Source organism: Amphritea sp. GJ51-11 (assembly GCF_055808735.1).
In genome coordinates, this window is record NZ_CM147881.1 from 4,096,471 (window position 1) to 4,107,957 (window position 11,487).

13 protein-coding genes are annotated in these 11,487 nt (G+C 48.8%); 3 read left to right on the forward strand and 10 right to left on the reverse strand.

The window, feature by feature from the left end; genetic code table 11:
- Positions 1–74 precede the first annotated feature (74 nt).
- The 3 genes from AC0L4K_RS18540 to rfaC form a co-directional block, all read right to left on the reverse strand.
- Positions 75–755, reverse strand: a complete 681-nt coding sequence (locus AC0L4K_RS18540) for a putative nucleotide-diphospho-sugar transferase (RefSeq protein ID WP_473267503.1) — start codon at positions 753–755, stop codon at positions 75–77.
- Positions 756–826: 71 nt separating this feature from the next.
- Positions 827–1,861, reverse strand: coding sequence for a polysialyltransferase family glycosyltransferase (locus AC0L4K_RS18545; protein WP_473267504.1), 1,035 nt, complete (start codon positions 1,859–1,861; stop codon positions 827–829).
- A gap of 3 nt (positions 1,862–1,864) precedes the next feature.
- Positions 1,865–2,866 carry a lipopolysaccharide heptosyltransferase RfaC gene (rfaC, locus tag AC0L4K_RS18550; protein WP_473267505.1) on the reverse strand — a complete coding sequence of 334 codons (1,002 nt, stop codon included), beginning with the start codon at positions 2,864–2,866 and terminating at the stop codon, positions 1,865–1,867.
- Between the two features lie 291 nt (positions 2,867–3,157).
- Here rfaC and AC0L4K_RS18555 point away from each other — a divergent pair, with 291 nt between their 5' ends.
- The 3 genes from AC0L4K_RS18555 to argA all read left to right on the forward strand — a co-directional run bounded on the left by AC0L4K_RS18555 (position 3,158) and on the right by argA (position 6,849).
- Positions 3,158–4,153, forward strand: coding sequence for a branched-chain amino acid aminotransferase (locus tag AC0L4K_RS18555; RefSeq protein WP_417226712.1), 996 nt, complete (start codon positions 3,158–3,160; stop codon positions 4,151–4,153).
- A 204-nt stretch (positions 4,154–4,357) separates the two neighbouring features.
- The gene (gene argE / locus AC0L4K_RS18560; RefSeq protein ID WP_473267506.1) at positions 4,358–5,509 is read left to right on the forward strand and encodes an acetylornithine deacetylase; all 1,152 of its coding nucleotides are present in this window, start codon (positions 4,358–4,360) and stop codon (positions 5,507–5,509) included.
- Positions 5,510–5,511: 2 nt separating this feature from the next.
- Positions 5,512–6,849, forward strand: coding sequence for an amino-acid N-acetyltransferase (gene argA, locus AC0L4K_RS18565; RefSeq protein ID WP_417226708.1), 1,338 nt, complete (start codon positions 5,512–5,514; stop codon positions 6,847–6,849).
- Between the two features lie 34 nt (positions 6,850–6,883).
- On the opposite strand, the gene AC0L4K_RS18570 is transcribed toward argA, so the two are convergent.
- From AC0L4K_RS18570 to AC0L4K_RS18600, 7 genes are all read right to left on the reverse strand, one after another.
- Positions 6,884–8,233, reverse strand: a complete 1,350-nt coding sequence (locus AC0L4K_RS18570; protein WP_417226706.1) for an ATP-binding protein — start codon at positions 8,231–8,233, stop codon at positions 6,884–6,886.
- Positions 8,230–8,922 (reverse strand): response regulator transcription factor, encoded by a 693-nt coding sequence (locus tag AC0L4K_RS18575; RefSeq protein WP_473267507.1) that lies wholly within the window; start codon positions 8,920–8,922, stop codon positions 8,230–8,232. Before AC0L4K_RS18575 ends, AC0L4K_RS18570 begins: the two co-directional genes overlap by 4 nt.
- A gap of 35 nt (positions 8,923–8,957) precedes the next feature.
- Entirely contained in the window at positions 8,958–9,263 is a 306-nt protein-coding gene (locus AC0L4K_RS18580; protein WP_473267508.1) for a PepSY domain-containing protein, read from the reverse strand.
- A 39-nt stretch (positions 9,264–9,302) separates the two neighbouring features.
- Positions 9,303–9,848 carry a glycine zipper 2TM domain-containing protein gene (locus tag AC0L4K_RS18585; protein WP_417226700.1) on the reverse strand — a complete coding sequence of 182 codons (546 nt, stop codon included), beginning with the start codon at positions 9,846–9,848 and terminating at the stop codon, positions 9,303–9,305.
- A 278-nt stretch (positions 9,849–10,126) separates the two neighbouring features.
- Positions 10,127–10,324 (reverse strand): YgaP family membrane protein, encoded by a 198-nt coding sequence (locus AC0L4K_RS18590; RefSeq protein ID WP_417226698.1) that lies wholly within the window; start codon positions 10,322–10,324, stop codon positions 10,127–10,129.
- Positions 10,325–10,420: 96 nt separating this feature from the next.
- On the reverse strand, positions 10,421–11,086 hold the full coding sequence (locus AC0L4K_RS18595; protein WP_473267509.1) for a Crp/Fnr family transcriptional regulator: 666 nt from the start codon (positions 11,084–11,086) through the stop codon (positions 10,421–10,423).
- The gene (locus AC0L4K_RS18600) at positions 11,079–11,333 is read right to left on the reverse strand and encodes a hypothetical protein (protein WP_417226695.1); all 255 of its coding nucleotides are present in this window, start codon (positions 11,331–11,333) and stop codon (positions 11,079–11,081) included. Before AC0L4K_RS18600 ends, AC0L4K_RS18595 begins: the two co-directional genes overlap by 8 nt.
- Positions 11,334–11,487: the final 154 nt, after the last annotated feature.

Below are 11,487 nucleotides of genomic sequence, written 5' to 3' on the forward strand. Positions count from 1 at the left end.
GGCCGATGGAAGAACAATAAGTATTATCAGAATAGCCTATCAGTTCTCTGACTTATTAGTTTAAGCAGCTTTGGTTATTGTTCGGCAATTATTTTTTCAAGTTCAGCTAAGCGTACATGGCGTCGTTTCAGCAACTCTTCTTTACTAACTTTTAGACCGAAAAATTTCTTAAGTTTGTTTTTAAAACCACCCATTTCATTGCGGCAATATATTTCTCGACTCGCCTGAAGGTGTTCAATAATAGGTTTATCTACCTCATCGTACTGCCGGTCAAATATATAGGTATATGCAGAAGACATACGATGAATTTTTAAACCGTGATCATAATCCTCAACCGCTTTCTGTAAGTTTTGCTGATCGATAAGTTCAGGATTACGCTCAATCAAGCTAATCCACAATTCAATAAATTCAATAACTTTATCATTGTAATCGAAATAAATTGTGCCGGAGAGAAGCTCTTCACCCCCTTCTTTTTTATCGATAAAGTTAACCGCCATATCACACGCCATGCTACTGAAGTGCTCATCAAGGTTTTCATGCACAAAAGCATCAGCATCGATATACAAAACAGGCTCTTTATACTTGTTAAGACTTTCCAATATGATTCTTGGTTTCAAATCAGTCATCGCTTTCCACTCGCTTGGTGGGAAACTATGAAAATCGTACTTATGCCCTAGCCGATCCAATGAACGAGCCAGTAATTTATAAGCTGAGCTATAGACGGGATCCGTTGTATAAAAACCAATAACAATCATATTATGCTCTCATAATTTCTAACAAGCTCACTATAACCTTCATGCCGTATAAAGAGTGCCAGCCTCACGGATTAAAGCACTTCAATATTAAGATCATGGAACAACTGTTCAAACTTCTTGTTCTCGGTGCCATTACGATAGGAGACAGTCTTAATCTCCGGCCTCAACCACCGAGTTAACAACAGGGTTGAGGAAACATCACCCACCACCGTAACGTCACTACTTAATAAAGGCAGAATCGCTTCATAACTAATTGATGACGGTAACAACTGTATGCCCAAGGGCTGCAAATTAAGCGCATCTTCACCACTATTACGAGGGTGATACTTAACGGCAATGCTACCTTCTAGACCATCAATAAGCGCTAAAATCTTGTCTCTGTAACCGGTGTTTTTTTCAAACAACGATTCATGAGGAAGCGTGATTAGCACATCCAGCCCGTAAATCTGTTCTTTAGTAACACCGTTCACCTGTAACATCATCTGTGATAACTGCTGCAGCGCATCCGCTTGAAAGCTCGCGGCGGAAAGACAATGCTTTTCTTTGGCGTAAAGACGGCTATCTATTAGCTCGGGAAAAGCCACATGGATCTCGTTTATCCAACCGGAAGCCCCTACCGTAACGGGATTCCGCCACCACAGACCATAAAACATTTTTTTCAGTAGGTTATCGACTATAACATCACCCACGCCACTAGAGGCTTCTCGACCAACATAGGTAAAAGTACCCTCATCCATATAATGCCCGGTCACCGTTTTACCCTGTGAGCTAGCAATATGCATGGCGTACTGAAACTCGATGCGACGATCATTACCAACAAAAAGATGATCCGGCGCTAAACGTTCAATCAACGCTTTAAGATTATGAAAAAGACGCCGTCGCTTTTTAAGCTTACTCAGTCCTCCTTTTAGACGGCCAAAAAACAGGTGTTGTTCAGCAAAAGGGGATAGTTTCCATTGTTGAACTAGCGTCACAATTTGCGGCGTTGCTCCTTCGGGCTGATCAATAAACACCAAGACCGCTGTTTCATTTTTACGCTCGCCGGCAATGGCGGTCGCGGTAAACAGGTGCAACAGAGTAGAGACGAAATACACAGAGCAGGGCACAGACTAATCCTCAGAGTAAAAACATTGTGAGGTCAGCGTCTGCCACACAATATCTGGCGTAAGGTCGGCAAACACAGCGGGCTCAACCATTCGACCGCTCGACTGTTGCTGGGACGCTTCGAGGCAAATTTGATCTTTACCATAGCCGCCAACAAGCCCAGGATCGGTAGGACCAAATAGGATCACATTGGGGCGATCAAGAGCCGCGGCCATGTGGGATAAGCCCGTATCTACAGAAACACAGGCCGCCGCGCCGGCTAATACCTGAGTCACCTGAGCAAGATTAAGTTTATCTAACACCTCAACGCCACTTTGACCTTGGGCCAGCCTTTCTGCCCGCGCCTTCTCGTTAGCATTACCCCAAGGTAACTTAACAATCCAACCAGCCGCAGTCGCTTTAGCGATCAGTTCCAACCAATACGCTTCTGGCCAGTGCTTATCAAAACGGGTAGTGCTATGTAAAAACACCAGATAATTCGTCCCGTCATGCTGATCAGCCATAAAGTGCTGACGAATCGCAAAATCACCACGACCTTCAAGTTCATAACCCAATGCTTGCGCAAATAACTGCCGAGTGCGCTCCACCGCATGCTGCTGTTTATCAACATGATAGCGACGCTGATAAAAATGGGCGGCCAGCAACTCTCTCACCGAAGCTTTATCATAACCACAGCTCACACCTCGACTATAGCGAGTCACCAACACCGCACTTTTTAACAACCCTTGCGCATCAATCACCAAATCGTAGTTTATCGCCGATAGCGACTGACGATAGCGTTGCCACTCACCGCTGGTAAAGGTTTGCCAAAGATTTTTACGCCAACGGCGAATAGCCACCGGAATAACGCGATCGACCGCCGCATGCCAGCTCGGAATTTCCGCAAAGGCTTCTTCCACCACCCAATCAAAACGGATTCCCGGAATCGCCTTGACGGCATCGGTCAATGCGGGCAGCGTGTGGATAACATCCCCCATGGATGAGGTTTTCACAATCAGAACTTTCAAGGGATCCCTGTCGGCCAAAGAGGATATTTTATAAAGGCGCAGTATAGCATTTCTCGTTAACACGTCACCCATCGGCTGCTTTCACTTAGCACCCGCAGACAGCAGAATCGCCTCATTTATATCAACATAGAGTAACTTTTCTGCCCTTTCACTGATTTTATTATTGGGTAGCCGATTCCCTTTTTCGCGTTTGCTGATTACAATCGTTAGCCTGAAAATTCTCTGAATCACGCTGCGTGCAACAGATCAATCTACTCAGACCCATCAATTTTTATATGTTCGAGGTAACCAATGGCAGCTTTTGGAACTGTGTTTGTACCGGAAATGGCAATCTCCTGGTTTGACGGCAATAGCTGGAGCAAATCAGAGATCGTCAGTAGCGAAAGCCTACAACTGCACCCTGGGGCTCATGTACTGCACTATTCCAGCACCTGCTTTGAGGGCCTTAAAGCATTCCGTCATGCAGACGGATCGATCAATATCTTCCGTATGGACCGTAATATCGCGCGATTCACACAAAGCAGTGAGCTACTGGCACTGCCGGCAATCGACAAAGCGGCAACGGAACAGATGATCATCGATATCGTAAGCCGCTATAAAGACGAAGTGCCCGAGCCTCCAGGTTCGATGTATATCCGTCCGACTCACTTCGGTACCGAGCCGGCTATTGGTAAAGCAGCCTCCCCATCCGTGACCTCGTGCCAATATATTTTATTGTCCCCGGTTGGCGATTACTTTGCAGGGGGCGATACCACCCTACGCCTGTTGCTGGAAGAAAATGGCGCTCGTTGCGCGGCCCATATGGGTATGATCAAGAGTGGCGGCAACTACGCCAGTGCTCTGCGTCCCATCATGAAAGCCAAACAAGAGTTCAATGCGGATCAGGTGCTGTTCTGCCCCAATGGTGATGTACAGGAAACCGGTGCCGCCAACTTCCTGTTAATTGATGGCAATCAGGTCATTACCAAAGCACTGGACGAAAGCTTTTTGCACGGCGTAACTCGTGATTCAATCTTGACTCTTGCTCGGGATCTCGGCATGGACGTTCAAGAACGCCAACTCACCATCGATGAATTGCTTGAGCGGGCCGCTAAGCCCGGTTGTGAAGCAGCACTGTCCGGCACCGCCGCCGTACTGACGCCTGTTGGTACACTGATTCATAATGGCAAAGACTATCCCGTGGGTGACGGCGGCATTGGTGCGACAACGGTTAAATTGCGCCAAGCCCTGAACGACATCCAGTGGGGCAAAGCTGAAGATAAGCATGGCTGGCTAACACGGATCTAATTCGTGTCTGTCGATGAGGGACAATCTGGTTGCAGCAAACCCGCTCGATAACCTCGGTTACCTAAAACCATCCAGTTAGACAAACGTACAAACCCCGCAAATTGCGGGGTTTTCTTTTTAAAAGTCCACCGATATTACCGTCTTTTATATTGCCCTTAAAAGCTGCACAATAACCGCATAACTTAATAATAAACGGATATTGCCATGCGCCCTGCCACGCCCGAGTTGCTCACCATGCTGACCGAACTGATCGCTACCCCCTCTGTGAGCTGTACGGCGGCACATTGGGATCAGAGCAATTTGGCCGTGATTGAAAAGCTCGAGCAATGGTTGTCAGGCTTAGGATTTCACACCGAAATTATGCCGCTCCCCGGACACCCCGAAAAAGCGAATCTTATCGCCACCCTCGGCAGCGGCCCCGGTGGTTTAGTGCTAGCAGGGCATACCGATACCGTGCCATTTAATGCGGAACGATGGAGCAGCGATCCCTTTAAACTGACTGAAAAAAACAATCGTTTCTACGGCCTCGGTACCTGTGACATGAAAGGGTTCTTTCCCATCGCTATTGAAGCCGCACGCAAATTCGTTGATCAAACACTGCAACACCCTCTCATCATCTTGGCGACCGCCGATGAAGAAAGCTCCATGAATGGCGCACGAGCGCTAGCCGAAGCTGGCCGTCCTAAAGCACGCTATGCCGTGATTGGCGAACCCACCAGCTTACGACCGATCTATATGCATAAAGGCATTATGATGGAGCAGGTTAAAATAAAAGGCACCGCCGGTCACTCATCCGATCCGGCATTGGGCGCCAGTGCACTCGAAGCGATGCATTCGGTGCTGGGCCAATTAATCAGCTTTCGGCAGGAACTCCAGCGAGATTATCAAAACAGCGATTTCAAAGTATCGGTACCGACCCTCAATCTCGGCTGCATTCATGGCGGTGATAACCCCAATCGTATCTGCGGTGCCTGCGAACTCGAATTTGATCTGCGCCCATTACCCGGCATGTCTTCCGATCTGTTACGAGAAGCCATTAGTCAACGCTTACAACCGCTGGAAAACCAGTTTGGCGTCTCTATTTCGACCTATCCTTTGTTCCCCGAAGTGCGCCCGTTTAGCAACGATAAACATTCGGAGCTGGTTCGTAGCGCTGAAAAGTTAACTGGCTATCAGGCTGAGGCAGTGGCTTTCGGCACGGAAGCGCCGTTTATGCAGGATTTAGGCATGGATACCATTGTGATGGGGCCCGGTTCAATCGATCAAGCCCACCAGCCGGATGAATATTTGGCTTTTGATCAGATTAAGCCTACAGTAGCGGTATTAGAACAACTGATTGCAAGGTACTGTTTTTAATCGTGAATAATGATAGCAACCAATACGTAAACTGGTTCCGTCACAGCTCCCCCTATATCAACGCTCACCGGGGGAAAACTTTCGTTCTGATGTTAGGAGGAGAAGCGCTCGCCGATCCTAATTTTGCCAACATCATTCACGATATCGCTCTGCTCAACAGCCTCGGGGTCAAGCTAGTTTTGATCCATGGTTCACGACCTCAAATCGGGGCGCGCCTAGAAGAGCAAAACATAGTCGACCGAGTTCATCACCACCTGCGCGTCACCGATACTGAGACCTTACGTTATGTCATCGAATCAGCCGCCAGCCTGCGTACCGAAATAGAAGCCAAGCTCTCCATGGGCCTTGCTAATTCGCCGATGCATGGTGCAAAGATTCGTGTTTGTAGCGGCAATTTCGTCACCGCGCGCCCATTTGGGGTCTATAACGGTGTTGACCTTTGCCATACCGGCGAAGTGCGACGGATTGATCAAGAAGCGATCCGCCAGCAACTCAGCATGAATAATATCGTGCTGTTGTCACATCTCGGCTATTCACCCACCGGGGAGATTTTCAATCTAGCCGTTGAAGATGTAGCGACTCAAGTAGCCATCAGCCTTGATGCTGATAAGCTAATCCTGTTCGGCGAAAATGGTGGGGTACGTGACAGCACTGAAGTCCTGCGATCAGAGCTACTGGCCGATACGGCAGAACGGCTGGTAAGCCAGTATATGACTAAACATAGCGCTCCGGATCAAGTCCCCTCAGAACTTTGTCGTCACCTTCAGGCGGCGGTTAAAGCCTCCCGCCACGGTGTCGCCCGCAGCCACTTAATTAGTTATCGTGAAGACGGCGCATTAGTATCAGAACTGTTCAGCCGTAACGGTATCGGCACCATGGTGATCGAGCAGTCTTACGAACAAGTAAGGCCTGCCACCATTGAAGATGTGGGCGGTATTTTGGAACTTATCCGCCCCATGGAGGAAGCCGGCATTCTGGTTCGTCGCTCTCGGGAATTACTGGAAGCAGAGATCAATCAATTTACCGTGGTCGCCCTCGATGGCGCCATTGTCGGCTGCGCCGCCCTCTATCCATTTCATGAGGAACAGATAGGAGAACTGGCCTGCGTTGCGATATCGCCGGAGTATCGGGGTGGTGAACGCGGAGAATCCCTACTACACGCGATCGAAGCGGCTGCTCGGGCACAACAGCTTAACCGCTTGTTTGTCTTAACAACCCGGACCGCCCACTGGTTTATCGAACGCGGCTTTGAGCCAACCGAGATCAGCAGCCTGCCCAACCGCAAACAAGAGATGTATAACTTTCAGCGCAACTCTAAAGCGTTCTCTAAGCCGCTTTAATCATCATCCAAAGCGGCTATTCAGGGGCGAAACGCTAATTTAATGGCATTCTGATCGAAAACAACGCGCCACCTAATATTGATTCACCTATTGCCAGCTCGCCGTCGTAGCTACTGAGAATATCCACCGCCACCGATAAACCAATCCCTTGTCCCGGTGCGGAGGTATCCGCCCGCTCGCCCCGCTTAAGAATCGTTTGGCGCAGTTCCGGGGAGACTCCCTCGCCATCATCGGCAATATCGATCTGCAGCATCCCGCCGCCGTTACTGAAGCTAACAGCCACTTGATGATGCCCATACTTAAAGGCGTTCTCGAGAATATTGCCCAGCAACTCCATCAGGTCACGCTCATCCGCCGGTAGCTGGTAATCGCCCTCGAGCTGAAGTGTTATCTCGATCTGCTTATCACGATAGACCTTATTCAAAGCCGCCGTCATGCGCTCAATCAAGGGCGCGACCGGCGTTTTTTGCGCCAAGGTTCGTCCCTGGCTCTTAACCGCTCGGGAAAGTTGATATTGAACAATTTGATCCATCCGGTCGGCTTGTTCAGTCACTAAGGCCTGATAGTCATCAAAGCTCAGCTTCTCTTGACTAGCGCCCCGGATAACCGCTAATGGCGTTTTAAGACTGTGGGCCAAATCACCTAAAGTATTGCGATAGCGTTCTCGTTGCAGCCGCTCATTAACAATCAACAGGTTAAGGTTATCGGTAACCGCCTGTACTTCGCTGGGATATTCGCCGGTGAGCTTATCACTCTGCCCAAGCTCAATGCGCTTAAGATCCCCAGCCAAGCGAGTTAAAGGCTTAAGCCCCCAACGAATAAGTGCCGTTTCCACCAGTAAAAAAAGGAAAATCGCAGCACTGAGCCAGCCCCATAAGCGGGTATTGAAGGCATGTTGTTCCGTTTTGACGGCGCTATCGGATTCCAGCACGGTGAATACATAGTTATGTTCGCGCCCGGCGATCTCCCATAACAATGCAAACTGATAGACAAACATATTGTGCTCGGGCAATCGATAGAAGCGTGACTCACCAGTACTCAAGCCTTCGGCATCAAGCTTCTCAAGCAACGCGTCGGTGATGAGCTTGGCCGATTCGGAATACCACACCAGCATGTCATTGCCGTCATTCAGAAAACCATAGAGCCCCGACTCAACTTGGTTATAGCGCGGCTCCTGCAAATCGTCAGGGATCATAATCCGATCCCCTCGCAACTCGGCGGCCCCCAGAATCAAATAGACCTGTAGCTTTAGTCGCTCCTCTTCCGCCGCCTCTAAGCTATGGTGAAACGCCTGCTGCAAAGCAAAACCAGTGAGTCCAAAAAACACCGGAAGTAACAGCAAAGAGGCCAGCATTAGACGGGCGCGAAGCGCTCTAGGCATCATACGGTGTCAACAGCTCCAGCGGGAAGATCGAAGCGATAGCCAAGCCCACGCACAGTCGCAATCGGTTGCAAAGACTGCTGTGGATCAAGTTTCTGTCGCAAACGGCGAATAAAAACCTCTAAAACATTACTGTCCCGGTCAAAATCCTGATGATACAGATGCTCAGTCAACTCACTCTTGGAGATCACTTTTCCGGCATTCAGCATCAAATATTCGAGGGTACGATATTCATAGCTGGTGAGCTTAACCGTAACTTCATTGAGATAAACATTACGACCACTGCTATCGAGCTTTAAAGGGCCAAACTCGAGCATCGGTTTCGCATGCCCCGCCGCCCGACGCAGCAGCGCATTCAAACGCGCCATAAGCTCTTCGATATGAAACGGCTTAACGAGATAGTCATCAGCTCCCGCCTCTAAACCTTCGACCTTATCTTGCCAGTCACCCCGAGCCGTTAAAATAATGACAGGGAAGTTAATACTGCCCTTACGCCAACGGCGAATAACATCAACCCCAGACATTTTCGGCAAACCGATATCCACTACAGCGAGATCATAAGGAAACTCACTCCCCAGATAGAGCCCCTCTTCTCCATCTTCGGCTTCTTCAACGGTGTACCCACTGTCCTGCAGCGCTGTAACCAACTGCCGACGCAGATCACTATCATCTTCTATAACCAGTATTTTCATTCATTTACTCCATGTCCACCGAGGGTGAGGCCACCCTATGGGGATATCTCCTGACCAGTATTTGCATCAATCAGCACTGTTTTAACACGGCCACTATTAATCAACCGGATATGATGCACTAATCGGCCATTACGGTTTTGTGTTTCCGCCTTTACCACTTTGCCCCCGTGATTCTGCTTTGCCATCTTTGCCGCTTGCTGTAACGACACAATATTGCCGGCCAGCATCATCGAGGCAACGCTGAATTCAGGCTTTATCTCAGCCACTCCTGCCGTTGCAATACCGCCTGCCGTCATCGTCAGCAGCAGTGCTAAGAGTGTATATGAGAACGCTCTGAACATTATTATCACCCATTATTTACAACGTAGATTGATCGCTTCTTAAGAAACTGGACTTACATTAACCCGCACAGGAATCCGCTTACCCGGATGATGATCCATACGAGTATTATAGGTGCGGCCATTATAGCGGTATGTCACGTTATAACCGGTGACCGTTTCATAATATTCCACATCGTGCTGCACGTTGCACCGGGTTTCCGTACGATAGCTCACATTATTGCCGCGTGGCTGGTTATGAGAGATATCATTGCCAATCGATGCACCGAGCACCGCGCCGACGACAGCCCCCACCTTTTTATTGTCCTGCCCATGACCTAAGCCATTACCGATGGCTCCGCCGATAATACCGCCAAGTATCGGTGCGGTGTAGGATTTTCGCTGATGCCGAGGGGTTTCATAACGTACCTCTTCTTCCCAGCATTCCCGCCGAGGAGTGCGCCGTTCAGATTGCACCACGATGGGCTTCACCTTGATGACCTGAGCATAATCCTGGTGATGGCGGTTCTCTTTATAACGAGAGTCGGCCTCCACTGAGGTGGCAAAAAGCCCAAGGGCCATCAGGCTGCATGCAATTATCTTTTTCATGATTACTCTCCTTCTCTATGACTGGAGTCTGGCTTCCATTGTCGTGTCATAGGACTGAACCGATCCTGAACTAGATTTACAGGTGTGGGGCTTTACCTATCTTTACAAACACTATAAATATAACCTATTGAATCACAATGAATTTATCTTCAGCACTGAAACGATTATCTGATTAAATAACTTAAGCCTAACCTGTAAAGACAAAAACTCAGGCGAAAAAAACCGACTTTGTGAGCCGGTTTTCTTCATTCGCGTGTTATCCACGCCGTATCTAAATATTATTTAGAGTCACATTTTTTGCAGCTGCTGATTCCTAAAACACGGTATAACGGACACCAGCCAAACAGTGCAATCGCGATGATAGGCACACCGATCCAACCCCACGGGGTTTGAGGACCAACAAATACCAACGCAATCAGGATGAGACCTACGACAATGCGTACGACTTTATCCACAGATCCTATATTCTTATCCATTTTCCTATCCTCTCATCAATCAGGTTTGGATAAAGTATGGTCAGTCCTACGCTTAAAGTCTGTGACAAAGTCACACAGCCCGATGATTGTGTCACTTTAATGATCTAGGGCAGTATTTCGCAGCGCACCTTTATTAAGAAACAGTACCTGATTACGCCCTAGCGCGACCCACTCTTTCTGTTCAAACGCTTTTAGCTGTCGACTGATGACCTCCCGAGCGGTACCCAGCTCGTCCGCGATCTCTTGATGAGAACGTAATAACACGGACCCTGGACCCACATGCTCAATCAGATAACGAGCCAACCGCTTCTCTATTCGCTCGAAAGCGATCTCCTGTACGAGGGTAATCAGTTTAGCCAACCGCTCTCCATAGGAATCAAAGATAAATTGCCGCAGCCCGGAAGAATCCGTCATTGCTCGCTGAAAATCAGACAAGGGCATTAAAAACGCCGTCACATCTGTTTCAGTAATGCCTTCAGCAGGATAGGCTTCACCACCAAGTAAGCAGGACGTGGTTAACACACAGGTACCCTGATTTTCGATACGGTACAGGATCAACTCCCGGCCATTGGCATTACGCCCCAAGACCTTCACCACACCCGAGGTTACGATAATAAAGTGATGACAAGCATTACCCTGCTGAAACACCACCTGACCGGCGGGGAGATCCACCCGCTTTGCTTGGCTCAGAATCTTAACCCCGGCATCGTCTAGCTGTTCTAAGAGCGGAAACGATGCCGTTAGTTGGCTAACATCATTCATGCTCGGTCGACTTATCCACCGCTTGACGTCGTGCCCGCACCGCCAACATTACATAACGAATGTTGTAACTAAAACCAATCACCAGCGCGATAGGCATCGTCACTAAAAATACGCTACCCAGTGCCGGAGATGCCATCAGCTGCCCCAACCACAGGCACAAAATGCTGACTATCGCCACGGGAACCCCAGTTCGCATCATCCTCTTCAGCCAACGGTCAGAACGTATCTGTTTTCTATCGATTTCCATTATTGCCTCCACGGATGTTAATCCGTTAAGAATACGATGTTATAAAGCGAAACAATAGTACTGCTTAGGCTTGTATTCATGCTTCAGACTAAAGAATCGCTGCCGCCCAATAGCCCCATAGTCGATCCGGATACTCGCCACCCGATTCAATCAA